A 24,741-nucleotide genomic window follows, 5' to 3' on the forward strand; every position below is an offset into this window, starting at 1 on the left:
CCTAAGAATTTAATCTTAGGTTTCTTAGATAGCGGAGGGAGAAGGATTTGAACCAACGCGAGCTAAAAGCTCCTACTAACCATAAAATGGTTAGCCTCTTAAGCCAGGCTTGAGTATCCCTCCAAGATTTTACTTTAATACTATACTATATATTTTGAAGTTTGTAAAGAAAAATATTTTCTATGTAAATAATTTATAAATGTACATTAAAGTTAAAAATAAATTGTTTTATAAAAAAGACGCATACTGTCCTTTGTTTGTTTTATAATATTGATGTACATATTTTATTTTAAACATAAAACAAATTCATTTCTAAATGGAAGAAAGCAGGGGACAAATTAATGTTAAAATCTAAATTTGGTAAATCATTAGTAGCGAGTGTCATTATTGGTGCCAGTGTAATCGGATATTCCGCCCAACATCAAGAGGCTAAAGCTGTAGAAACCAACTATTATTATGACGGTATACAAAGAGGCTCATATCAGGCGTATTTAAAAGCGAAAAAAATTAGTAACAGAAGTATTTCAATCCAACGCTATCCAAATGCCTCACAAAATAATTTAAAGGCGATTGGTCGTGTATCTAATTTAAACGGCTGGAAAAAAGGCTCTCGTGATGCATCTGTAAGAAAACAAGATTCTATGGGAACAGGAACAGTGATTGGGGCACATACATTTGTAACAAATGCACACGTGATCGATGATCAATATGGTCGTGCAGCGGCTCCGAAATATATTAAATTTCAAATGAATCGTGATGGAAGTCGTATGCCATATGTTTTCCAAGCAACAGAAGTGATTAAAGTACCACAATATGATATTGCAGTGGTTCACACAAAACAAAATATGTCTAAATATGTGAAACCAGTTAAAATTGCAACGGATTCAGAGATTAAACAATTGAAATTCAATTCGCCACTTTATTCATTAGGATATCCATGGCAATATAACGACAACACAAAAGCCTATTTTAATAAACTTCGTGTAACTCAATTTTCAACAAATGGTACCGAGATTCAAACGAAAGATATTTTTAGATCAGGCGCTTCAGGCTCGCCAATGTTAAATAGTACATTTACAAAAATGTATGGCTTAAGAACATATGGATATAACTTAATGGGTGGTTCAACGGATGCTTATGCTAAACAAGAAATGTCTGGTGGCGAATCGTTTAAAGGATATGCTGGTCGTTTCGTACGTCAACATATTAAGTAATTGATATAAAAAAAGTACATGCTTTAGATAATGAAGTGTGTACTTTTTCATAACGACATACAGAGTCTGTTTAATATTGTCAGTTGAATATATATTTTTTATTTTAAAAGGAGCGAAATAAATGAAGAAACATTACTTAGCTATCGGCGCAATAACGGCGACAACTTTACTTGCAGGTTGTGATTTAGGAGATATGATTGGGCTCAATAATTCTAGTGAAAAATCAGAACATACTACATCACAAAGTAACCAATCATCAAATAAAAACACTTCAGATAATCATAAAAATAATACCCAACAAGATAGTAATAAAAGTTCAAATGATAGCAATCAACGAGAGAATAAAACAAATAGTAATATCGACAACTTATCTCAAGCTGAAAAAGTAGCGTTAGCTTTAAATGATCCTTCAGTGTCAGACTATGCTATTACTGCAAATGAATTAAGAAATCATTCATATTTTGCGAATTATAACGGTGGCGGCGAACAAAAAAGTATAGATACGTATCAATTAGAAGCATTAGACAATGGAGTAGAGGGTGCACCAAGTAATATGAAATTCTATGCTACTCAGCCTGCTAAAGGCTCATTTTCTACGCTTATTGGAGTAGGAGGCGATAGGGTTACAATTATCGCAACCCAAAGTCCAGGCACATACAGTCAATTTGTAAATTCACAAACAGGTCATGAATTAGATCTCCATACCTTACTTGAGAAATACGGTGAGAATTCTAATTATAAGGAGATTGTGAATCAAATCGTTTTTACTAATGGAAAAACATATACTGATTCAAACAATACAACTAGTGAATCATCTTCATCTACTGAAAAAGTAACACGTGCAAATGTCATTGATAAGGTAGAAGATTATGAAGGTCATCAATTAGATACTGATACGTACACATATAAAGAACCAGAACAAGATGAAAACGGAGATTGGGGCTTCTCAATTTTAGATGAAAATGGAGATTTAGTTGGCTCATATATCGTTACTTCTGACGGTGTAGTAACAAAATATGATGAACATGGAGATCCAATTGATTAATAAAAAGGAACAGCTGATTTTAATGGTCAGCTGTTGTTTTCTGTGTAAGTACGTTTAATTTCATCTAAACGCTCAATAAAACTATCGATATATGATTCTGGAGCAATAATTTTTGCTAGAGGAGCAAGTTGATAAGCAATATAATAAGCATCAAATCGCGTGCAATTTACCCATGCCAAAATGGTGTCTTCATTACGGGAAACAATCTCTTTAATTGAAAATTGTTGTTTAAATTGATTCCAAATGGTTGTACTCATTTCAAATAATACTGCATTATTCGCGAAGTCTTTAGAAAATTTTGTATCTAGAACGTGTAAGGATGATATCGATTTCAAAGAAACAGTATGTATTTTATGTTGAAATTCGTAAGTAAACCAATAATCATAATGCATATACAAAATAGATAATGGTTTAATAGTTATTTTGTTATGATCTACTTCAATACGCACTCTATGTTTATTGACGATGGCTTTTTGAAGATCCATTAATAGTTTTCCAGGAAGTAAATCATCACGTACTTTGAATTGATGTAACATCGTCATCAAAATATGTTTATCTTCTATTCTGACAGACGACAGCGCATTTAAGAAAAATTTGTAAATATCGTAATGAAGAATAGGTGTGAGACTTTGTAACTTAATGAGTAAACTTAGTACACCAAGACTTTGTTTGTTCGTAGTATCATGTGTGAGTTCATAACCGCCTAATTGATAATTATAGACGATTTTAGTATGATTGCTTCTCCAAAAATGACTTTCATAAAAAAATGTATTAATTGTATTAATATCACGTTGAATAGATTTTTTGCTGACATTTGTAAAGCGATCTAAGTCTTCTTGAGTAACAACATGACCATTTAATAATAATGTCAACATATTAAGTATACGTGTTGCTTTATCCAAAGATATATCTCCCTTTTATTAAAGTGAAAAAGTTTTTAAAAATAATTATATAGCTTGTAATAGAGTTTGTTACTATATAATTTGACAAAATATTAATAGTTAAACATTGATTTTAACATTAATATTGAATGGATAAAGAATGGTGAGACCGTAATAATGCATAAACTGTATCTAACGATGGGGTAGAAAGGTGATGTGTTCTAGCCTTACGATAAATAAAACCTTGAATTGCTTCTACTTCAAGGGGCTGATGATTCATCACATCATAATACATACTTGTCCCCATATGATCTGGATAACCAGCATAGATATGCATAATATCTGCAACAATCGTGTCAGGCAATGTAATACCTTCTGCTATAGCGACTTGTTTACCTTCTTCTAATAAGCGCGTGCATAATTGATAGACTTCCGAAATTTTTAAAATTTGTGCAGTATTGCCACCTAATGCAGTAATTGAATTAATACCAAGATTGACAAGTAATTTATACCAAATCGTTGTTTCTATGTGATCTTCTAATATAAGTTCTATTTTAGTATATTCTAAATAGCGTTTAAGTTGTTCAGTCCGATGATCATGCTGAATATGCAAACGGGAATCTCTGAAATGGGTCACTTCATCGTCTTTTTTCTGTCCACTAATATAGACCACAGCTTGGTAGACATGTTTAAATGGTAAAGTTGAACGCAAACCATATCCATTTTGAGCTAAGATAATAGTTGTCTCATCATGAGTAAGACGGTTTAAGTCTGGAACTAAAGATTCAAGTTGATGCGTTTTGACTGCCACAATAATAACATCGAAGGAGTTAGTCATAGACTTAATATCTTTAACAATGACATGTTGATTTGCAGGTTGAAAGTGAATGGACTTATTTGTTCTTCCAAGTAATGTGATATGAGGTAATACTTGTTGTAATTCGTAGGCAATCGTCGTACCTACAGCGCCTGGTCCAATAATCGCAATACGCATTTATAACTTTCCTTTCTTTAAAATATTACATATAATTATACGTGATATTATTGAGATAATGTTATAGGAGATCGATAAAATAATGAAAAATTTGTCAAAACTTATGGAAATGAAGCAAAATGGTACAAAAATTTCAATGGTTACAGCATACGATTATCCCAGTGCAAAACAAGCGCAACAAGCCAATATTGATATGATTCTAGTGGGTGATTCGCTAGGAATGACAGTTTTAGGTTATGATACAACCACTCAAGTTACTTTAGATGATATGATTCATCATGGTAAAGCTGTTCGTCGAGGCGCCGATGATACATTTATCGTTGTAGACTTACCTATCGGAGCGGTAGGCGTAAGTGCGGAACATGATTTAAATCATGCGATAACGTTATATCAACAAACCAATGCGAATGCATTAAAAGCAGAAGGTGCCCATTTAACTGACTTCATTAAAAAATCGACACAAATTGGTATTCCAATTGTTGCACATCTTGGTTTAATGCCACAAAGTGTCGGTGTTATGGGTTACAAGTTACAAGGTGGTACAAAAGACGCAGCAGAACAACTTATTCGTGATGCACATGCCGTTCAAGAAGCGGGTGCAGTGGCTTTAGTATTAGAAGCTATTCCAAGTGACTTAGCTGGATTAATTAGTAAACAATTAGACATTCCAGTTATTGGTATTGGAGCAGGCAAAGATACAGACGGACAAGTATTGGTGTATCACGATATGTTGAATTATGGTGTAGAACGTTATGCTAAATTCGTAAAACAGTTTGCAGATTTATCTGTAGGCATTGATGGTATGAAGCAATATGATAAAGAAGTGAAAGCGGGAGCATTTCCTGCAGAAGCACATACGTATAAGAAAAAAGTATTAGATGAGGTTAATAAAAATGACACAAATAATTAATACTGTAAAAGAGATGCAAACAATCGCACAACGCATAAAAGCGTCTGGTCAATCAATAGGTTTCATTCCAACAATGGGTGCACTTCATGAAGGACATTTAAGTATGATGCGACGTTCAGTTGAAGAAAACGATGTGACAGTTATTAGTGTATTTGTAAATCCATTACAATTTGGACCTAATGAAGATTATGATGCATATCCTCGTCAAATTGATAAGGATGTTTCTTTAGTTAAAGATATTCATGTCGATTATGTATTCCACCCTTCCGCTCAAGAGATGTATCCAGATGAATTAGGTGTCACATTAAAGGTGGGACGTCTAGGGGAAGTCTTAGAAGGCCCACAACGTCCTGGACATTTTGATGGTGTCGTTACAGTAGTGAATAAATTATTTAATATCGTAACTCCTAATAAAGCTTATTTTGGTAAAAAAGATGCACAACAATTAGTAATTATTGAGAAAATGGTAAAAGATTTTAATCATCCTATTGAAATTGTCGGCGTCGATATAGTACGTGAAGACGATGGACTTGCGCGTAGTTCTCGTAATGTGTATTTGACTGATGAAGAACGTAAAGAAGCGGTTCATTTAAGTAAAAGTTTAACATTAGCCAAAGACATGTATGAAGAAGGTGAACGTCGAAGTCATATGCTCGTTGGTGCAATAAAAACATATTTACAAGAACATACAAGTGGTCATATCGATGAAGTCGCAATTTATAGTTATCCTGAACTTGAAGTTGTTAATGAAATAAATGGTCAAATTTTTATTGCTTTAGCTGTCAAATTTTCTAAAGCACGTTTAATAGATAATATTATTTTAGGGAGTAAATAAAGAAAATGATTAGAACAATGATGAATAGTAAAATTCATAGAGCACGTGTCACAGAATCCAATTTAAATTATGTAGGAAGTATTACGATCGATGCCGATATTTTAGATGCGGTTGATATTCTTCCAAATGAAAAGGTTGCTATCGTCAATAATAATAATGGGGCACGTTTTGAAACATATGTGATTGCAGGCGAACGTGGCAGTGGGAAAATTTGTCTAAACGGCGCTGCCTCTCGCTTAGTAGAAGTCGATGATATAGTTATTATTATGACTTATGTACAGTTGGACGAACGTGAATTAATCGATCATGCACCTAAAGTCGCGATTATGAACGAGAATAATGAAATTGTTCAAATGATACATGAAAAAGAAAATACAATAATTAAGTAATTAAGAGTGCAGGTAGGCTAAAAAATTTGTACTTATTATTTAAAAAATTCTTTATTTCTCTTTAATAAACTATTACAAAATGTTAAAAATAAATTAATACATAATATTTTAAACAATTATTTTGTAATTTGTTATAAAGGAAGTACATAATGTATTTTAAGAAACTAACTATTTTAATATTGTCTTCTAGTTTTTTGTTAGCCTCGTGTGAAGATATTAATATTAACGTTGTTCAAGATGACAAAAGTGATAACTCTAACATTTCAAAGCAGCAACATCAAACGCAACAACAATATAATAATCGAAATCAGCAACAACGAAATAAAACAATCACTCTGGATAAGGCGAGAGCAATTGCGAGTGATGAACTTAATGCAAATGGTAGTTTTTATACAACTGAAGATTTGATTTATAGAAAAGATAAAAGTAATGCTAATCAAGCATTTTTTGAAACACCATTGTTTGGAATCAATAGTTCTGTTAAACAGCATGTTATGATTAACAGAAACAATGGAAAAATAATTGAAAAAGATGGAGGGCCACCATCACAAGATGGTCCGATACGTTCTGAAAATGGAAAAGTTGAGTATCAAGTTTATAATCAGCTAGTTAAATATTACAATAATTATGTATATAGATCGGGAGATCCAGTTTACCATTATGCTGATAAGCCAGTAACAGTTGAGCAATATAATGAAGTCAGTAAGCTAGTTTGGGAGTATATTGATCAACAATTACACTCATAATAACTCAATAAATTAAAGTTAGACCAACGTGAAACATTTAGATGCATATAAAAAAACCATGAGTGAGCCTTATCTACTCATGGTTTTTTGTAATAAGTTTCTTGATGAATCAATTATTTTAATCCTACATATTCTTCTAATGTTTTACCGGATTGATATACTTTGGTTGCAGTATCTTTTCCTAAATAACGTAAATGCCATGGTTCGTATTGATAACCAGTAATTTTTTCTTTTCCTTTAGGATATCTCACAATAAAGCCGTATTTATGGGCGTTTTTCGCAATCCATTGACCTTCTTTTGTTTTTCCGAAACTTGCATATAAGTTTTTATCTGAATTAACGCCACCGATGTCAAATGTAAGACCTGTTTGATGTTCTGAGTAGCCAGGACGTGCGCTATACTTATCTGCAGCTTTTTTACCATCACGTGCAACGTAGCGATTGTATAGTTGTACTTGAGTAGGATAACTTCTGTAACCACTCATTTTGTATAATTGAATGCCATCTTTTTGTGCAGCACTAAATAATTGTTGTAAAGCTTGTTGGGCTTTTGGATCTTCACCAGGATTATAATTTGAAGGAAGACCGATATCTTTGTTTACAATTAAGACACCATCGACATACGTACGACCGTTTTTAATGACTTTTGTATGTCTTTGTTGATTGTCATCACTTTTATTAGGTTGAGATGTTTGTTTAGTATTATTTTCATTTTTACCATTATTATCATTACTATGTGAGCAAGCTGAAAGTAATAAAGCGCTTGTTATTAAGATTGCAGAGAATTTTTTCATGCTTAAACTCCTTTAAATTTTAATTGCTATAAACAATAATGAAACATTGTACACAGTGTAACATAGTTTTTTAATTATATAAGACACAACTTTTATGAAAAAGTGGTATTTTAACAAAATTTATATTTATCTTCCCCTTCAAATAATGTATAAATAATGTATAGTATATTAATAAAATGAGAAGAATGTATGAGGGGCCAATAGATGAAAAAAATTTTATTTTTGGGTAGTATCATGATGATGTTATTAGCTGCTTGTAGTACGCATGAATCTTCAAAAGAAGATCATAAATCAAAATCAAATCAAAATAACGTTCAAAAAGCTAAAAAGAACGAATCAGATAAAAAAGATGAAACGTCATCGACCAATACGTCTAAATTATCCACGAAAGAACGATTAGCATTAGCATTCTGTATTGATGGTGTCGATCAATATACATTGACTAAAAATGAAATTCTAACTGGAATTTATGAATATAGATTACCTACGGGCAAACATAATTATAAATTAGTTGATTTTACATTAGTTAAAATGAAACAACCAGTAAAACATGCACCAAAACATATGCAGTTCTTTACGGTTTATCCAGATAAAAGTACCTATCAAGCGCTAATTGGAGTTAATAAAGATACAGTTTATGTAGGACGTATGCAAAAAGGTACATTGGATTATAACGATTTACTTGATAAAGGAAAAGAAGCTAGTTTAGAAGAAGTATATAAACATAATAAAGCTTTACCAGAACTTATAAGTAAAATGCATATTTCAAACGCGTTACCTGATAGTGCTAATGATAAAGGGAATCCGTTAGCTTCAAATGATTTAGAAAAATCTGGTAGTGTCAATACACGTTATCGTAACGAAGTGTATCAATTAATTTCTGATTTTGATGAAGTAGAATTAAAAAAATCAGGTTATTTATGGGATGATGTGAAAATGACAGATCATAATGGGAATTGGATTGTGAATTATCGTAACAAAAAAGGTGAAATTCTAGGCACTTATAGAACAAAACATGGAAAGATTCAAAAGTTAGATGAAAAAGGTAACATTGTAAAAGAAGAAAAATAAATTATCGTTTAATAAAACGTTGTGAGAGGATTAAATTAAATCTTGTCATAACGTTTTTCTTATTTTAGCAGTACAATCAAACGCTGTATCAGTTAGAAAAGTGATTAAAGGAGCACCATGGAATATTGTGATTTTTTCAATTGGTATGTATTTAGTGGTCTTTGGATTGAAGAACGTTGGTATTATAAGTATGTTAGGACAGATATTTTCAGCAATATCCAATCATGGACTGTGTACAAATATCATGATTGTAGGTTTCATCTCGGCTATATTATCTTATATGATGAATAATTTATCGACCGTGCTCATTGATGCGATTGTTATTCGTCAATCACAAGCAGCGCATATACTTAAAGAAGATATGATTTATGCTAATGTGATTGGATCTGATTTAGGCCCTAAGATTACACCTATTGGTTCTTTAGCAACACTATTATGGCTTTATGTCTTATCACAAAAGGCAATTAAAATATCGTGGGGCATTTATTTTAAAAAAGGTATTGTCATAATGGTTCCAGTCTTATTTATGACTTTATTAGTATTATATATTACATTACAGCTCTTATAAAAAAGCCAAAAATCAAAAGATTTATGGCTTTTAATCATTTAAGTGACGATAAAATATAATATCACCGCGATAACTTTTTCTGAATAAGGCATTGACGATCAATATCTAGCATGATATTCGTAGGGATATCATGAAGTATGTCATGTTTAATAGTAAATATTGCATAGTCTTCTTTGAAATAACAGTAAGTGATGTCATTTAATAAATTGTTATAAAAATTGTAATCTTATCATTTACTTATAAATAAGGTATGATAATAAATATATTTTATATTCAAAGTTCATATAAAAAAGGATGGGATACTATGGAACAAAAGAAAGAAGGGAAATTTAAATTAAAGACGCCACATACTTATGCAATATTAATGTTTATTATTCTAGTTGCTTGGCTTATGACATATATTATTCCAGCAGGAGAATATGTTAGAGAAAAGAAAAATGGACAAACATTAGTGGTGTCAGGTACATATCACACTATTTCGTCAGAACACATTAATTTTTTAAATATTTTTAGAGCAATTCCAGAAGGACTTATAAGTGGAGGCGAAATTGTATTTTATGTATTTTTAGTAGGTGGTGCATTTGGGATTGTGCATAAAACAGGTGCATTTGAAAATGGCGTCAATAAAGCTATGAGAACATTAGGAAGAGCGAATTTTTTAATGATTCCTTTAACTATGACGGCTTTTTCAATTTTAGGTTTTACGATTGGTTTGGCAGAAGAAACGATTATTTTTGTTCCAATTGGTATTATTATTGCACGAACATTAGGATATGATGCATTGACAGGAGCAGCTATGGTGATTTTAGGGGCCGCGAGTGGGTTTAGTGGAGGAATGTTAAATCCATTTACAGTAGGGGTTGCTCAAACTGTTGCGGAACTTCCGATGTTCTCTGGTTGGGGGCTTCGTACCATCATATATCTCCTTATACTAGCAACTGCTATTACAACTGTCATGGTCTATGCAAATAAAGTCAAACAAGATAAGACGAAGAGTATTGTATATCATTTAGAACAAGAAGAAGGACTTATTCAACAAGATATTGAATATCAACACTTTAGTAAAAAACAAGCAGGTAGTTTAATCATTATTATGGCCACAATAATATTTAATGTTTTTGGTATTTTTAAATTCGGATGGGGCTTTAATGAAATGAGTGCCAATTTTTTACTTGCAGGTATTTTAGCTGGATTTATAGGTGGGCTTGGTTTCAATGGAACATTTGATGCCTTAGTTGAAGGAATGCAAAATATTCTATTTGGCGCGATGATTGTTGGATTTGCAAAAGGAATTATCGTTTTATTAGAGAATGGAAAAATTATTGATACTATTGTTCATGGAATGACGACGTTACTAACAGATGTACCCTCATCTTTAGTCATTATCGCAATGTTCATATTGCAATTTATGCTTAACTTTTTTATCCCATCAGGATCAGGTCAAGCTTTAACGACTATGCCATTGATGGTGCCTATTTCAGATTTACTTCACATTAATCGACAATTGACAGTGCTTGCCTTCCAATATGGTGATGCAATCAGTAATATTCTATTTCCTACATCAGCAATTTTAATGGGAGCCCTAGCTGTAGGTAAAATTTCTTATACGGAATGGGTAAAGTTTGTATGGAAACCTATATTAATATGGATAATGATATGTAGCGTTGCTATGTCTATTGCTTTAGTTATAGGTTATTAAGGAAAATATACACCTAAGGTAGACTAACGTTTGTCTGAAGGTAGTGAGAAGGGCGTCTTAAAAAGATATAAAAGTAAAGGTATTAAATAATGTCTCCCTTTAGGATACTTGTTTTAATCATTAAAGATCGTTTATAGCCTTAGTAAATAAAATATATAAATTGTTCTTCAGTGCTACTATTTATGGCAGAAAGGAGTAAAGTTAAAACTTTGTTCAAAAGTTCACAAACTTTTCATGGTATTTTACATACAAAGTGCTAACATAATAATTGAAAGTTATATTACTTTAAGAGGTGTAGTAAATGGGCACTTCTAAAAAAGTAGCACTTGTTACAGGTGCAGCACAAGGTATTGGTTTCAAAATAGCAGAACGTTTATTTAATGACGGTTTTAACGTTGCTATTGTCGATTTTAATGAAGAAGGCGCAAAAAAAGCTGCTGAAGCACTTTCAAAAGAAGATCAAGAAGCAGTCGCATTTAGAGCTGACGTATCTGACCGTGAAAATGTTTTCGATGTGACACGTAAAGTTGTAGAACATTTTGGAGAGTTAAATGTAGTCGTAAATAATGCTGGTTTAGGACCAACAACGCCTATCCATACAGTAACACCTGAACAATTTAATCAAGTTATCGGAGTAAATGTTGGAGGCGTATTCTGAGGCATTCAAGCGGCTTTAGAACAATTTGAAAAATTAGGTCATGGCGGTAAAATTATAAACGCAACATCTCAAGCAGGTGTTGAAGGTAATGCGGGATTATCGTTATACAGTAGTACTAAATTCGCAGTTCGTGGATTAACTCAAGTTGCTGCGCGTGATTTAGCTGACAAAGATATTACAGTAAATGCATTTGCACCAAGTATCGTTGAAACACCTATGATGGAAGGTATTGCTAAAAAATTAGCCAAAGAAAATAATCAACCAGAAGAATGGGGTTGGAAACAATTCACTGATCAAATCACATTAAAACGTTTATCTAAACCAGAAGATGTAGCTAATGTGGTTGGTTTCTTAGCTAGTAGTGATTCTGATTATATTACTGGTCAAACTATTATTGTTGATGGCGGTATGAGACTCCATTAATTTAAACAAATTATTATTTTTTAAAACTGATATGCACCCCAAAAGTTGGACTTAAAATCTAACTTTTGGGGTGCATTTTTATATTCTTTTAGAAGACATATCTGTATATGATGAAATATTTAACCTTATTGATGTTCATAATATATCAATAATAAATGGATCCATCTAAATTGTATAACTCATTAAAAATGAGTATTTAGTAAAAAATAATTAAAAGACAATGAACGTTTTAATTTTGATTGTTTATGCATATTATACATCATACTCCTTAACTTTGTTTTAATAAAAATATTTAGAGATTCAATCAAAATTAAAAATACTCTTATTTAGATAGGATATTTTATATTTAAAAAAATAATGATATATAGTAAATTTAAATGTAAATATAGTATATAATATGATTAATATCTTACAGAAAGGAAGACATCAATGAGATTAAGCAATATGAATATAGTTTCTGGTATCTTATGTATATTATCATTTCTACTTGCAGTTTCGATTACATTTACAGATATGTTTTGGTATTTACCTGGCTTTTTTGTCATGCTATTGTCAGTGGTTTCAAGTGTTGTAGGTCTAATGAGTGGCAGCCAAGTATTTAATAGTATCACGTTATTTTTAACAATTATTTTCTTTCTTATTTTTTCAAGTCCATTATTACTTGCTTAGAAAAGAAAACGATTTTATATCATATTAATATGAACGGCAATCTTTACAGCTATAATGTGAAGATTGCTTTTTTAAATTAAATTAAAAAAACATTGAAACGCTTTCAATTAATACGTATAATATTTACTAGTTTGAAAAAGGAAGGATATTATATGAAAGTAAATAAATATTTGATTTTTATTTTGGGTGCTTTAGGAGGTTTGCTTTACGGTTATGATAACGGTATTATTTCCGGCGCATTACTTTATATTCCTAAGGATATTCCTTTACATAATGGTGCGATAGAAGGGTTAGTTGTGTCATCAATGCTTTTCGGAGCGATTGTAGGTGCAGGTGGCAGTGGACCTTTATCAGATAGAATTGGTCGTCGTCGCTTAGTACTATTTATCGCATTGGTATTTATTGTTGGATCACTTGTTTTAGCATTTTCAACAAATATTGTCATGCTTGTTATTGGTCGTGCCATTGTTGGACTTGCCGTAGGTGGTTCAATGTCAACGGTACCTGTATATCTTACTGAAATGGCCCCTACAGAACTACGTGGATCTTTAGGTTCACTTAACCAATTAATGATTACAATTGGTATTTTAGCTGCATACTTAGTGAACTATGCCTTTGCAGATATGGGTGCTTGGCGCTGGATGTTAGGTTTAGCCGTGGTTCCTTCATTAATTTTATTAATTGGTGTAGCATTTATGCCTGAAAGTCCACGTTGGCTTCTTGAAAATAGAAGTGAAAAAGCAGCGCGTGACGTAATGAAAATCACATATAATCCAGATGCAATTGATGCTGAAATTAAAGAAATGAAAGAAATAGCTTCTCAATCAGAATCAACATTCTCAGTAATCAAATCACCTTGGTTACGTCCGACGCTTATTATTGGGTGTATCTTTGCGATTTTTCAACAATTTATCGGAATCAACGCAGTTATTTTCTATGCCCCAACGATTTTTACTAAAGCAGGTCTAGGTGGCTCTGCTTCAATTATCGGTACAGTCGGTATTGGTGTGGTAAACGTATTAGTAACGATTTTGGCATTATTTATTGTTGACCGTGTCGATCGTAAAAAACTCCTCGTTATAGGAAACATCGGAATGATTGCTTCATTGGTTATTATGGCGATGCTTATTTGGTCAATCGGTATTCAATCATCAGCCTGGGTCATTATTATTTGTTTATCATTATTTATCGTGTTCTTTGGAATTTCATGGGGTCCAGTTTTATGGGTCATGTTACCTGAATTATTCCCAACACGTGCAAGAGGAGCAGCAACAGGTATTGCGGCATTAGTATTAAACTTTGGTACGTTAATCGTTGCACAATTATTCCCAATTTTAAATCATAATTTAGATACAGAATGGGTATTCTTAATTTTTGCTGCTATTGGCGTACTAGCGATGTTCTTTGTGATTAAGTATCTTCCAGAAACACGGGGTCGCAGTTTAGCTGAAATTGAACATGAGTTACGATTACGTACAGGTGTTAAATCTGAATAACGTATGTATATCGCTACTTCAATGATTTGGAGTAGTGATTTTTTATTTTTTAAAAAAAGGGTAAACATAAAAAAGTAATGCTATGAACGGAGGAATTAAGATGAAACAGTCAAAAGATTTAGAACGATTACTTAAATCTTTAGACGGACAAAAATATGGCGCTTATAAACGAATGAAAGGGATATATCAATTTGATAAATTCCGTCTAGCTATAGATCATGTCCAAGTCGATCCTTTTGCGCCACCTTCAAAAATGCGTGTCATTATTGGGAAACATGAGACTGAAATTCCTAATGAATTATTAGACACTAAAGATAAACGTATAGCGACTTCAGACTTTTTAACTCGAACAGTGGATACCCAGTTAAAACATTTCAATCGTACGGTGAAAGGTTCGGGTAAAAATGGGAAGATCTTTATCGATCATCCAGGACAAGAAATACTCGAACGTACATCTGTAGTGATTAATGATAAAGAGATTGAAATACGTATTGAAGTTGGGCTACCAGCAGCCGGACGTAAGATTCTAGGAAAAGCAGCATCACATACGATAATACAAGGCATTCCTCGAATGGTAGAAAAAGCGATACAATACGAAAATTTAAATCAACAAGCATTGAACGAACAAGTCGCATTAAAACTAGACCAGACCTATATTAGACAACAACTTGAAACAGAACATTTAGTCGCATTTGTGGCAAATGGTTCAATCTTGCCAAGAAAAAGTGGTGTGTCGGACGCTCCAATGAAAGGTGCTATTCAATTCACAAGTCCTAAGAAATTTGAACATACATTCAACCTTCCAAGTGGTCGGGCAGTCACAGGGATGGCTATTCCACAAGGGATTACACTTATTGTCGGTGGAGGTTACCATGGTAAATCGACACTATTAGAAGCGCTTGAGCGTAGTGTATATGATCACATTCAACATGACGGTCGAGAATTTGTGGTGACTCAACATGATGCGATGAAAATACGTGCTGAGGATGGTCGAAACGTTGAGAATGTCGATATTAGTCCATTTATTGATAATCTGCCAGGAAAGAAGGATACGACACACTTTTCTACAGAAAACGCAAGTGGTAGTACATCTCAAGCCACAAATGTAATCGAAGCTTTAGAAACAGAAAGTTCATTATTATTAGTCGATGAAGATACATCAGCTACCAATTTTATGATTCGTGATGGTCGTATGCAACAACTAATTGCTCCTGAAAAAGAGCCAATCACTCCATTTTCTAATAAAGTAAAATCATTATATGAAGATTATAGTGTTTCTACTATTCTTATTGTGGGCGGTTCAGGAGATTATTTTGATGTTGCTGACCAAGTATTAATGATGGATGAATATCATTTAAAAGATGTAACAGAGGAAGCAAAAGAAATTGCGAATACTGACGGCTATAAGCGAGAAATTGATGGTAATCAATCATTTGGAGTGCTATCTCACCGCATACCGTTAACGGATTCTTTCTCTAAAAAAGGAAAAGAGGATCGTTTCAAATCAAAAGGGTTACATTCTATTATGTATGGTCATGAGCCTATTAACCTAATAGGATTAGAACAACTTGTGGATGATAGTCAGACAAACGCTATTACGGTAATGTTAGATTACTTTAGACGTCATGGCATCAATAATCAGAATTCCATAATTCAAGCCACAAATGAGATGTATCGTTTAATTGAGCATGAAGGGTTAGAAGCGCTCTCTCATTTTAATGGACATCCAGGACATCTTGCCTTACCTCGTAAACAAGAGTTTATCGGTACCTTAAATCGATATAGAGGATTGAAAGTGAAGTAAAAAGAGTATATATTCTCTTTTTTAGTAGGCGGGTAGTCTTACTTTTGAAAAATTAAAAGTCTGCTTAATAGTGAAGCATCTGAATTAATAACGGAAGAATACGGAAAACCACAAAAAGAAGATTAAAAAAATAAATATTTATCGATTGGACATATGTAAATCATAGACTCACTTTTCTTTTTATTAAAGGAAAGTGAGACTTTTCTGATTAAAATAGCAAAAGTATTAGGGAGTGAAACAACAAATTTAAAATAAATTCTATCTCTCACCTTCAATATTTTAGAAATATTTGGATATTTATCATTTGATTAATCGCGCGAGATTGTTTATACTAAAATCAATCGCGAACGATAGAAAAGAGGTGCTGTGTTGAAAAAGGATGAAATGACATTAGCGAATCAATTATGTTTTTCGGCATATAATGTGAGCCGCTTATTTGCACAATTTTATGAACAACAATTAAGGCCATTTGGATTAACGTATTCTCAATATTTAGTTTTACTGGCTTTATGGGAAGAAGATAATCGAACATTACATGAGATTGGTAGACAACTTGATTTATCAAGTAATACGTTGACACCACTTTTAAAAAGATTAGAACAATCAGGATGGGTCATAAGAGAACGTTCTGAAACTGATAAACGTCAACTGATGGTGACACTTACTGAAAAAGCACATCAACAACAAGAAGCAGTTTTTGAAGCGGTAGCCGAATGTTTACCTTCAAATTTTGATAAAACGAAATATAACCAAGCAAAAGACGTATTAGAACAACTAGAACATGGTTTGAAACAACTCAATAAAAAATAAAGAAGAGGATGAGTTAAATGAAAACATACGATGTTACATTTATTGGTAGTGGACATGCAGCTTGGCACGCAGCTTTAACATTAAAACATGCAGGTAAAGAAGTAGCAATTATCGAAAAAGAGCGTATTGCGGGAACATGCACAAACTGGGGCTGTAATGCTAAAATCTTACTTGAAAATCCATTTGAAGTGTTAGAAGAAGCAACACACTATCCTGGTATTGTTGAATCACAAAATCTTAAAGTAAATTGGTCAAACTTAATGGATTATAAACATAAAGTGATTGATCCAATGGCTGGTCAGTTAAAATCATTATTTGAACAACAAGGTATTGATGTATATGATGGTACAGGTGTAATTAAAAATGAACATACAGTTGAAGTAAATGGTGAATCGATTGAAACTGAAAATATCGTCGTTGCGACAGGTCAACATAGCAATAAATTACCTATCGAAGGTAAAGAATATACACATGATAGCCGTGACTTCTTATCGATGGAAGACACACCAAAAAGTATCACATTCATTGGTGGCGGAATTATCAGTATCGAATTTGCATCTATCATGATTAAAACTGGCGCTGACGTTCATGTGGTTCATCATACAGATGAGATTTTACCAGGATTTAACCGTAATCATGTAGATAAATTAGTTAAAAAATTAGAAGATGAAGGCGTTAAATTCTATCTAAATGAAAATACAGCTGCAGTTAAAAAAGAAGGAGACGCGTTTACACTAACAACTGAATCTGGATTATCAATCAATACAGAATATGTACTTGATGCAACAGGAAGAGTTCCAAATGTTGAAGGTATTGGGTTAGAAAATGTCGGTATCAATTATAGTAAAAAAGGTATTGAAGTAGATGAGTACTTAAGAACAAATGTTAAAAATATTTACGCAAGCGGTGACGTTTTAGATAAAACGATTCCTAAATTAACGCCAACTGCGACGTTTGAATCAAACTACATTGCTGCACATATTTTAGGTATGGTACAAGATGAAATTAAATATCCAGCTATTCCTTCGGTACTTTATTCGCTTCCACGTTTATCACAAATTGGTGTAACTGTAGAAGACGCAAAAGAAAATGATCAATATACAGTAAAACATGTGCCATTCGGTAAACAAATGGTATTCGAATATAAGAATGAAACAGAAGCTGAAATGTATATTGTACTAGATGAACATAAACACTTAGTAGGTGCTGAAATCTATGCAGATGCTGCCAATGATTTAGTAAACTTACTTGTATTTATCATTAATCAACGTATGACAGCGGAAGATTTAAATCAACTTATCTTTGCATTCCCAGGTGCTTCAAGTGGTGTGATTGATTTATTAAAAATGAACATGTTATAAGAATTTAAAAACGGTTAGTCCATGTGGCTAATCGTTTTTTTTATAAAAGAATGAAATGTTTAAATTTCTCTAAAACGTAAATAACTATATTGTACGAAAAATGAAACGTCATCTCATTTGGAGGGATTTATATTATGGGTAAAGAATTTGAATCGAATGGTGTTAACGTAGAAATACCAGATGAATTAGAATCAGTCGTTGCGTTAGAATATTCTTTTGTAGAAGCATTAGCTAAATTAGAATTGAATGTCACAGGTATTGCTGATGACAAAGATAAAAATAACTTAGAAAATTCTATTAAACACTTAGTAGGTAACTATACGTCTGTTGGTTCACGTTTAGAGCCTGATGCAGAATTGATTAAAAAAGCAGAACCACAATTAATTCTAGCAGATAAGACAAGACATGAATCAATATTTGAAAAATTAAATGCGGCAGCACCAACAGTATTATTAGAAAGTTTTGATGCTAACTACGACCAAAGTATTGAAACATTTAAACAAATTGCAGAACTCGTATCTAAAGAAGATAAAGGCCGTGAACTTGTTGTTCAACACAATGAAAAAGTTGAAGACTTAAGCAAAGATATTAAACTTGATAAAGACTTATCAACTATTGCTGCTGTACCAACACATGATGGCTTATATGTTCATGCATCACATTCATATGTTGGACAATTCTTGCAAAAAGTTGGTTTTAATGGTTCTGTCCCTAAAGATATGGAAAACCATCTACCTGAATATATGGGCGCAGATTACTTAAAAGTAGATACAGACCGATTTGCAAGCTTCAATCCAGAACGTATATTGATTATGGTAGATGAAGATAACAAAACAGATTATGAAAAATTAAAAGAAACTGAAGATTGGTTAAATATTGAAGCGGTTCGTAATCAACGTGTACACGATGTAAACCGTGAACGTTGGGCGAAATACAGAGGCTTAATCGCATCAGAATTAATCTTAGAAGACTTAACAAATATTGAAGAATAATAATTGAAAAAGCGTGCATTTCAAAATAGTGAAATGCACGCTTTTATTTTAAATATAAACATATAACATGTTGACTTATTTAAATATTATAGAAGTAACTAAGAGAGTCACACCAGACAGACAAATTGAAGTTATACATATCACTATGAAAGGTTTAAGTGCCTTTGAAATAACTTCTTTTAAAACGATATTCAATCCTAGAGCAACCATCGCCATTAACATACATACCGTTGTAATAACATTTATAATATTCATAAGTAATGAAGGAATAGGAACAAATGTATTGATAAAAGCCATTATGATAAATCCAATGAGAAAGTAAGGAATATCGATTTTTTGTTGTACTTGGCTTGAGTGTGACTTATAACGCATATACAAAATTAAGCCAATGCTTAATGGAATAAGTAAAAACACACGGCCTAATTTTCCAAGTAAAGCAAATGTCATTGCCTCTGGCCCGCCAATATCTGCTGCTAAGACGACATGAGCGATTTCATGCAAACTCACACCTGCCCAAGCGCCATAAGTTATAGTAGGTATGTTAAAAATAGCCTCGATAGCTGTATAAATAAGTGCAAATATAGTTCCAACTAGTGCAATAATACCTACACTTATTGCAATATCTTTTTCTTTAGATTTAAGAATAGGGGCCGTTGCTGCAATAGCTGCAGCTCCACATACACCTGTTCCGATGGCAAGTAATATAGATATCGGCTTACTTCCTTTAATCAATGTATTAAGAATTAAAGTTAGACTTATAGCAAAAAGAATAACACCGATATCAATAAGTAGTAATTTCCAGCCTTTACCTAGAATATCCCCCATATTTAATTTTAATCCATATAAGATAATCGCAAATTTTAATAAACGTTTCGATGCAAACGTAATACCTGGGCGAATATGTTCAGGATAACCTATGACTTGGCGATATATCATCGCAAAAATGATGGCAATAGCTAATGCCCCAATCGTATGTAAAATAGGAAATTCAGCTAATATATAACTGATCATTGCGATTATAAATGTAAACATAATACCTTTCATAAATGAAGGCTGCATTATTGATTTCATATGTACGTTCACCTCGATATGAAATCTTAGCACGTTATTGTTATAACGTTAAATAAATTATTAGTATAGTGTATATATCAAAAATGTTATATTAAACTTAAAGGAGAATGATGCATGGATCCGTACAAGGTATTAATTGAAGTAATGAAAACAGAAAGCTTTACTAGAGCAGCAGAACATTTATATACTTCGCAACCTTCTGTGAGCCGTGATATTAAACGTTTAGAATTAAAATATCATGTTAAAATATTTGAATTTAAGTCTCCCTACTTAAAATTAACTAGAGATGGCGAAAAGCTATTACAATATGCATTGAAACGGGAAAGTATTGAACAAGAATTATGGCAAAACTTAACATCGGAATCTGAAATCATCTCAGGTACTTTAACAATTGGAAGCAGTTATACATATGGTGAATATTTATTATCAGAACAACTTACTAGTCTTATGCAACAATATCCTAAGTTACATATTCATTTACGTGTTAATAATTCAGATTCTGTTATAAATGATATTAAACACAACAGAGTAGATATAGGTATTGTAGAAAAGGAAATTCAAGATAATGCAATAGAATGTAAGAAAATAATGGAAGACGAAATGGTGTATATTTACAAAAAGTCGCTTCAACCTAGAATGGATATATGTTTCGTTAGAGAAAAAGGGTCTGGAACAAGGTTTTATCAGGAAGTAGGTCTTTCTGAGTTAAAATTAAATCCATATTTGATAGAAATTAATAATATTAAGATTATCAAACAAATGGTAGAGGCTGGAAATGGGTTTGCGATTATTTCAAAATCAGCAATTCATCCCGAGGATTATGAAAAATTAATGATAACAACTTTAAATGTGAAACGTCACTATTACCTTGCTCAACATGTTGATAAATATATTGATAAAAATATTAGAGCTGTCATTGAAATGATTATGAAGTAGAGTATATAAAAAAGGTGGATCTTTCTAAAGATTGAAAGGTCCAACTTTTTTATTAACACTGCGGGGTGTCTTATTTATTGTTTTTTAATTCTAAGAATTTTTCAGCTACAGCTTTACCAGATTGTGGATTTTGACCTGTAATCACATGACCGTCAATAACAGCGAATTGACTCCAGTTGTCACCTTTTTCGTAATGTGCACCACGATTTTTAAGTTCATCTTCTGTTAAATAAGGAACTTTATCTGCTAAGCCAACTGCTTCTTCTTCAGTATTAGAGAAACCAGTTACAGTTTTACCATTAATAATAGAATTACCTTCACTATCTGTGACATTTAATAGGCCGATAGCACCATGGCATACAGAAGAAACTGCACCGTTATTTTCATAAATTTTACGTGTTAATTCCTGTAAATCTTTATTATCTTTGAAGTCCCAAATTGTTCCGTGACCACCTGCGTAATAGATAATATCATAATCTTCAGCACGTACGGCATCTGGTGTAAGTGTACTACCAAGACGTGTCATGAAGTCTTTATCTTGATAATATTTCCAATCTAATTCAGACATCATATCTTCTTGTAGACTTGCAGGATCGATAGCTGTATAGCCACCTTCTGGACTAATATAATCGATATCATAACCATTTTTGTATAATACATCTGCAAAGTGAACGACTTCACCCAACCATAATCCAGTTGGACGATTCATATCAGGATATTTTGAAACGCTTGTAACTACAACTAATGCTTTACTCATTGTATACCTCCTAAATTGTTTACGTAATTCATAATTACCCATTTTTAAAGAGGAATAACACATACTAGGTATATTTTTTATATTAAAATTATAAATTAATGTGATTGAAAATAATTTTGCAAAAGTTGTTTGAAAAATCTTAATGGTGGTACATACTAATATACAATTTACCAATTCTATGAATTCGTAAAAGTATCCTCACTAGTCAATAGATTAGTGAGGTTTTTTGTGTTCTAATGATAGATAAATTATACTTGTAGTGATCTTTAAATATAATTTTAAATATAAAAAAGGAGAGATAATAATGGCCCAAGATAGTGGAAAATTAAATTGGTCAAGTTTAATCATTGGTACGCTATTACTGATTATTGCCGTGGTTATATTTAGTAATCCAGTTCAAAACTTCTATACACTGACTTGGCTGATTGGCTTACTCATTATGGTAGGCGGTGTCATTCAACTTTTATTCCGTCGTACGGCAAAAAAACTCGTAGGAGTAAATACAAAATTAATTTTAATTAATGGTATTATCGATTTAATTTTTGGTATTCTTGTTGTATTTAATGTTGGAGCAAGTTCAGTATTCTTTGTATTTATGTTTGCGTTTTGGTTTATTTTCAGTTCGGTTATCGGTCTGTTTACACTATCACAACAACATCAATTACGTGGTTTATCAATTATCGTAAATATCCTAGGGATTATTTTAGGGATGATCTTATTATTTAATCCAATGATGGGTATGATTTTTGTTTCAACCTTAATCGCATTTACATTCGCAGTCCTAGGTGTGACATACGTTATTGAGGGTCTAGCATAATATATGTATTCAAACATATTAAATTTTAAACTCTTCACTGATGTAAAAGTGAGGAGTTTTTCGCTTAAAAAGCGTGTCTACTGCGTTGAATGAAAAGTAAAGTTGATATACAGAATATAACGTAAGTATTAGAATGATAATTGATAAAACACATGAACATGTTTAGGAGGAACTATCGTGAATTACAATTTTGATGAAATCATTGATCGTCGTTATACAAATTCAATGAATGTGGAAGGCTACAAAGGTTATCTTTTTGGTAATGCAGATACGTCAGATTTAAAAGATAATGATGAATTGATTCGTATGTGGGTAGCAGATATGGACTTTGGTACACCAGAAGTCGTATTAAATGCGATTCGTGAACGTTTAAATAAGAAAATTTTAGGTTACACAAACGTCTTCGGTTCTGAATATTATGAAGCTTTTGTATCTTGGACAAAGAAACGTTATGGTTTCACTTTTCCTCAAGAGTACCTCGTATTCTCTCACGGTATTGTGGCTGGGTTAATTGAACTTGTAGGTTATATTTGTGATAAGGATGATAAAGCATTAATTGTTACGCCGAGTTATGGACCATTTAAAATGGCATGTGATAAAAATCATATTTCAACAGTATATTCTCCACTAATCAATCATCATGGATATTATGAGATTGATTTTGATGATGTACGTAAAAAAGTAGAAACAGAAAATATTAAATTATGCATTTTTGCGAATCCACATAATCCAACGGGACGTGTCTGGTCAGAAGAAGAGTTATCCACATTAGGTCAAATTATGAAAGAGAATGATGTATGGCTCATTTCAGATGAAATCCATTGTGATATCAAACGTTCAGGTCAATCACATACCCCATTTGCCAAAGCTGTCCCTGATTACGACAAAATCATTACAACTATGTCTCAAAGTAAAGCTTTCAACATTGCAGGTTTGATGTTTTCAAATATCATTATTCAAAATGAATCGCTTCTAAAAACTTGGAATACACATCACTTTGGTACGGAAAATCCTCTAAGTGTGGTTGCCACGCAAGCTGCTTATGAAAAAGGCGAAGATTGGTTACAAGCAATGAATCATTATTTAGACGATAACTTTAACTATTTAGCAGATTTCCTAGAAAAAGAACTACCACATGCAGAGTTTAAAATTCCAGAGGCAACGTATTTAGCTTGGGTAGATTTAAGCTATTATATTAAAGAAAAAGATATTGATGAATCAATGGCGAAATTCTTTATTAAAAACGCTGGTGTTATCATTGAAGGCGCAGAGCAATTTGTTCATAACGCAGAGGGTCATATTAGAATTAATATTGCAGTTCCTAGAGAAGTGATGAAAAAGGGACTACAGAAAATAAAAGCGGCTTTAGTTTAAATAGGAGGGACATATCATGGCTATTATTGAACCCTCACACATAGGTCATACACCATTTCAACAATTATTAGGTCATCACGAAGACATTATGAAGACGTGGTCAGCATTGAGTGACACACTAGAAAATACTAGCGCGTTAAACGCAGAACTTAAAGAAGAGATACGCCGTATGCTAGCTCAGAAAAATGGTTGCCAATATTGTAAAGCAAAAGGCAAGCCTACCGGGAGTCTAACAGATGAAAAATCAGCAATATGTATAGGATTTACAGAAGTCTATATCAAATTGGGAGATCAAATACCTACAACGTACACAGAGGTCTTAACGTCTCATTTATCAGATAAAGAAATTGTCGAACTTATTACGTTCATCACATTTACAAATGCCCAACAACAATTTGGTGCGATGATGAAATTAGAACCTTAAATA

The 24,741-nt window shown here is 32.5% G+C and carries 23 protein-coding genes, 1 tRNA gene and 2 pseudogenes; 20 read left to right on the forward strand and 6 right to left on the reverse strand.

Features of this window, described 5'->3' with window-relative positions; genetic code table 11:
- Positions 1-32 precede the first annotated feature (32 nt).
- Positions 33-123: transfer RNA gene (locus tag CD034_RS07990), tRNA-Lys, on the reverse strand.
- Between the two features lie 218 nt (positions 124-341).
- Between CD034_RS07990 and CD034_RS07995 the strand changes: the two genes are divergently transcribed.
- The gene (locus tag CD034_RS07995; protein WP_103288273.1) at positions 342-1,214 is read left to right on the forward strand and encodes a trypsin-like serine peptidase; all 873 of its coding nucleotides are present in this window, start codon (positions 342-344) and stop codon (positions 1,212-1,214) included.
- 121 nt (positions 1,215-1,335) lie between these two features.
- Positions 1,336-2,259 (forward strand): hypothetical protein, encoded by a 924-nt coding sequence (locus tag CD034_RS08000; protein WP_103288274.1) that lies wholly within the window; start codon positions 1,336-1,338, stop codon positions 2,257-2,259.
- A gap of 26 nt (positions 2,260-2,285) precedes the next feature.
- Here the strand turns inward: CD034_RS08000 and CD034_RS08005 are convergent, their stop codons facing one another.
- Positions 2,286-3,161 carry a helix-turn-helix transcriptional regulator gene (locus tag CD034_RS08005; RefSeq protein WP_002454622.1) on the reverse strand — a complete coding sequence of 292 codons (876 nt, stop codon included), beginning with the start codon at positions 3,159-3,161 and terminating at the stop codon, positions 2,286-2,288.
- A gap of 118 nt (positions 3,162-3,279) precedes the next feature.
- Complete coding sequence (locus tag CD034_RS08010) at positions 3,280-4,134, reverse strand: oxidoreductase (RefSeq protein WP_065580995.1); 855 nt, start codon at positions 4,132-4,134, stop codon at positions 3,280-3,282.
- Positions 4,135-4,216: 82 nt separating this feature from the next.
- Here CD034_RS08010 and panB point away from each other — a divergent pair, with 82 nt between their 5' ends.
- The 4 genes from panB to CD034_RS08030 all read left to right on the forward strand — a co-directional run bounded on the left by panB (position 4,217) and on the right by CD034_RS08030 (position 7,014).
- Positions 4,217-5,044 carry a 3-methyl-2-oxobutanoate hydroxymethyltransferase gene (gene panB / locus CD034_RS08015; protein WP_049417505.1) on the forward strand — a complete coding sequence of 276 codons (828 nt, stop codon included), beginning with the start codon at positions 4,217-4,219 and terminating at the stop codon, positions 5,042-5,044.
- Complete coding sequence (gene panC, locus CD034_RS08020; protein WP_103288275.1) at positions 5,028-5,879, forward strand: pantoate--beta-alanine ligase; 852 nt, start codon at positions 5,028-5,030, stop codon at positions 5,877-5,879. The genes panB and panC overlap by 17 nt, the downstream gene beginning before the upstream one ends.
- A gap of 5 nt (positions 5,880-5,884) precedes the next feature.
- On the forward strand, positions 5,885-6,268 hold the full coding sequence (gene panD, locus CD034_RS08025) for an aspartate 1-decarboxylase (protein ID WP_049417501.1): 384 nt from the start codon (positions 5,885-5,887) through the stop codon (positions 6,266-6,268).
- A gap of 149 nt (positions 6,269-6,417) precedes the next feature.
- Positions 6,418-7,014 (forward strand): hypothetical protein, encoded by a 597-nt coding sequence (locus CD034_RS08030; protein WP_103288276.1) that lies wholly within the window; start codon positions 6,418-6,420, stop codon positions 7,012-7,014.
- Positions 7,015-7,127: 113 nt separating this feature from the next.
- On the opposite strand, the gene CD034_RS08035 is transcribed toward CD034_RS08030, so the two are convergent.
- Entirely contained in the window at positions 7,128-7,808 is a 681-nt protein-coding gene (locus CD034_RS08035) for a M15 family metallopeptidase (RefSeq protein WP_002449285.1), read from the reverse strand.
- A 204-nt stretch (positions 7,809-8,012) separates the two neighbouring features.
- Between CD034_RS08035 and CD034_RS08040 the strand changes: the two genes are divergently transcribed.
- The 10 genes and pseudogenes from CD034_RS08040 (at position 8,013) to CD034_RS08085 (ending at position 19,359) form a co-directional block, all read left to right on the forward strand.
- Positions 8,013-8,879 carry a hypothetical protein gene (locus CD034_RS08040; protein WP_103288277.1) on the forward strand — a complete coding sequence of 289 codons (867 nt, stop codon included), beginning with the start codon at positions 8,013-8,015 and terminating at the stop codon, positions 8,877-8,879.
- A gap of 52 nt (positions 8,880-8,931) precedes the next feature.
- Positions 8,932-9,447, forward strand: a pseudogene (locus CD034_RS08045) (ArsB/NhaD family transporter); the annotation flags it as partial.
- A 304-nt stretch (positions 9,448-9,751) separates the two neighbouring features.
- The gene (locus tag CD034_RS08050; RefSeq protein WP_002454629.1) at positions 9,752-11,146 is read left to right on the forward strand and encodes a YfcC family protein; all 1,395 of its coding nucleotides are present in this window, start codon (positions 9,752-9,754) and stop codon (positions 11,144-11,146) included.
- Between the two features lie 301 nt (positions 11,147-11,447).
- Positions 11,448-12,227, forward strand: a pseudogene (locus tag CD034_RS08055) ((S)-acetoin forming diacetyl reductase).
- Positions 12,228-12,656: 429 nt separating this feature from the next.
- Positions 12,657-12,896, forward strand: coding sequence for a hypothetical protein (locus tag CD034_RS08060; protein ID WP_002454631.1), 240 nt, complete (start codon positions 12,657-12,659; stop codon positions 12,894-12,896).
- A 152-nt stretch (positions 12,897-13,048) separates the two neighbouring features.
- Positions 13,049-14,392 (forward strand): glucose transporter GlcP, encoded by a 1,344-nt coding sequence (gene glcP / locus CD034_RS08065; protein WP_002488477.1) that lies wholly within the window; start codon positions 13,049-13,051, stop codon positions 14,390-14,392.
- A gap of 100 nt (positions 14,393-14,492) precedes the next feature.
- The gene (locus tag CD034_RS08070; protein WP_103288279.1) at positions 14,493-16,196 is read left to right on the forward strand and encodes an ABC-ATPase domain-containing protein; all 1,704 of its coding nucleotides are present in this window, start codon (positions 14,493-14,495) and stop codon (positions 16,194-16,196) included.
- Positions 16,197-16,565: 369 nt separating this feature from the next.
- The gene (locus CD034_RS08075; protein WP_002454634.1) at positions 16,566-17,006 is read left to right on the forward strand and encodes a MarR family winged helix-turn-helix transcriptional regulator; all 441 of its coding nucleotides are present in this window, start codon (positions 16,566-16,568) and stop codon (positions 17,004-17,006) included.
- A 17-nt stretch (positions 17,007-17,023) separates the two neighbouring features.
- On the forward strand, positions 17,024-18,367 hold the full coding sequence (locus tag CD034_RS08080; protein ID WP_002454635.1) for a dihydrolipoyl dehydrogenase family protein: 1,344 nt from the start codon (positions 17,024-17,026) through the stop codon (positions 18,365-18,367).
- 134 nt (positions 18,368-18,501) lie between these two features.
- Positions 18,502-19,359: an ABC transporter substrate-binding protein gene (locus CD034_RS08085; RefSeq protein WP_002454636.1), complete on the forward strand. Its 858-nt coding sequence runs from the start codon at positions 18,502-18,504 to the stop codon at positions 19,357-19,359.
- A 75-nt stretch (positions 19,360-19,434) separates the two neighbouring features.
- Here CD034_RS08085 and CD034_RS08090 read toward each other — a convergent pair whose 3' ends face one another.
- On the reverse strand, positions 19,435-20,430 hold the full coding sequence (locus CD034_RS08090; RefSeq protein WP_103288280.1) for a YeiH family protein: 996 nt from the start codon (positions 20,428-20,430) through the stop codon (positions 19,435-19,437).
- A 114-nt stretch (positions 20,431-20,544) separates the two neighbouring features.
- Between CD034_RS08090 and CD034_RS08095 the strand changes: the two genes are divergently transcribed.
- Positions 20,545-21,366 (forward strand): LysR family transcriptional regulator, encoded by an 822-nt coding sequence (locus tag CD034_RS08095; protein WP_103288281.1) that lies wholly within the window; start codon positions 20,545-20,547, stop codon positions 21,364-21,366.
- A gap of 70 nt (positions 21,367-21,436) precedes the next feature.
- Here CD034_RS08095 and CD034_RS08100 read toward each other — a convergent pair whose 3' ends face one another.
- Positions 21,437-22,123, reverse strand: a complete 687-nt coding sequence (locus tag CD034_RS08100) for a type 1 glutamine amidotransferase domain-containing protein (protein WP_002449405.1) — start codon at positions 22,121-22,123, stop codon at positions 21,437-21,439.
- 304 nt (positions 22,124-22,427) lie between these two features.
- Here CD034_RS08100 and CD034_RS08105 point away from each other — a divergent pair, with 304 nt between their 5' ends.
- From CD034_RS08105 to CD034_RS08115, 3 genes are all read left to right on the forward strand, one after another.
- The gene (locus tag CD034_RS08105; RefSeq protein WP_103288282.1) at positions 22,428-22,940 is read left to right on the forward strand and encodes a DUF308 domain-containing protein; all 513 of its coding nucleotides are present in this window, start codon (positions 22,428-22,430) and stop codon (positions 22,938-22,940) included.
- A 177-nt stretch (positions 22,941-23,117) separates the two neighbouring features.
- A complete protein-coding gene (locus CD034_RS08110; protein ID WP_103288283.1) occupies positions 23,118-24,314 on the forward strand; it encodes a 3M3SH-releasing C-S lyase in 1,197 nt (398 codons plus the stop codon).
- A 16-nt stretch (positions 24,315-24,330) separates the two neighbouring features.
- Positions 24,331-24,738 (forward strand): carboxymuconolactone decarboxylase family protein, encoded by a 408-nt coding sequence (locus CD034_RS08115; protein WP_049437668.1) that lies wholly within the window; start codon positions 24,331-24,333, stop codon positions 24,736-24,738.
- Positions 24,739-24,741: the final 3 nt, after the last annotated feature.

Source organism: Staphylococcus hominis subsp. hominis (genome assembly GCF_002901845.1).
Taxonomy (GTDB): Bacteria; Bacillota; Bacilli; order Staphylococcales; family Staphylococcaceae; genus Staphylococcus; species Staphylococcus hominis.

Coding starts and splice junctions, on each gene's coding strand:
- CD034_RS07995 (WP_103288273.1), top strand. CDS start 342: ATGTTAAAATCTAAATTTGGTAAATCATTAGTAGCGAGTGTCATTATT.
- CD034_RS08000 (WP_103288274.1), top strand. CDS start 1,336: ATGAAGAAACATTACTTAGCTATCGGCGCAATAACGGCGACAACTTTA.
- CD034_RS08010 (WP_065580995.1), bottom strand. CDS start 4,134: ATGCGTATTGCGATTATTGGACCAGGCGCTGTAGGTACGACGATTGCC.
- panB (WP_049417505.1), top strand. CDS start 4,217: ATGAAAAATTTGTCAAAACTTATGGAAATGAAGCAAAATGGTACAAAA.
- panC (WP_103288275.1), top strand. CDS start 5,028: ATGACACAAATAATTAATACTGTAAAAGAGATGCAAACAATCGCACAA.
- panD (WP_049417501.1), top strand. CDS start 5,885: ATGATTAGAACAATGATGAATAGTAAAATTCATAGAGCACGTGTCACA.
- CD034_RS08030 (WP_103288276.1), top strand. CDS start 6,418: ATGTATTTTAAGAAACTAACTATTTTAATATTGTCTTCTAGTTTTTTG.
- CD034_RS08035 (WP_002449285.1), bottom strand. CDS start 7,808: ATGAAAAAATTCTCTGCAATCTTAATAACAAGCGCTTTATTACTTTCA.
- CD034_RS08040 (WP_103288277.1), top strand. CDS start 8,013: ATGAAAAAAATTTTATTTTTGGGTAGTATCATGATGATGTTATTAGCT.
- CD034_RS08050 (WP_002454629.1), top strand. CDS start 9,752: ATGGAACAAAAGAAAGAAGGGAAATTTAAATTAAAGACGCCACATACT.
- CD034_RS08060 (WP_002454631.1), top strand. CDS start 12,657: ATGAGATTAAGCAATATGAATATAGTTTCTGGTATCTTATGTATATTA.
- glcP (WP_002488477.1), top strand. CDS start 13,049: ATGAAAGTAAATAAATATTTGATTTTTATTTTGGGTGCTTTAGGAGGT.
- CD034_RS08070 (WP_103288279.1), top strand. CDS start 14,493: ATGAAACAGTCAAAAGATTTAGAACGATTACTTAAATCTTTAGACGGA.
- CD034_RS08080 (WP_002454635.1), top strand. CDS start 17,024: ATGAAAACATACGATGTTACATTTATTGGTAGTGGACATGCAGCTTGG.
- CD034_RS08085 (WP_002454636.1), top strand. CDS start 18,502: ATGGGTAAAGAATTTGAATCGAATGGTGTTAACGTAGAAATACCAGAT.
- CD034_RS08090 (WP_103288280.1), bottom strand. CDS start 20,430: ATGAAATCAATAATGCAGCCTTCATTTATGAAAGGTATTATGTTTACA.
- CD034_RS08095 (WP_103288281.1), top strand. CDS start 20,545: ATGGATCCGTACAAGGTATTAATTGAAGTAATGAAAACAGAAAGCTTT.
- CD034_RS08100 (WP_002449405.1), bottom strand. CDS start 22,123: ATGAGTAAAGCATTAGTTGTAGTTACAAGCGTTTCAAAATATCCTGAT.
- CD034_RS08105 (WP_103288282.1), top strand. CDS start 22,428: ATGGCCCAAGATAGTGGAAAATTAAATTGGTCAAGTTTAATCATTGGT.
- CD034_RS08115 (WP_049437668.1), top strand. CDS start 24,331: ATGGCTATTATTGAACCCTCACACATAGGTCATACACCATTTCAACAA.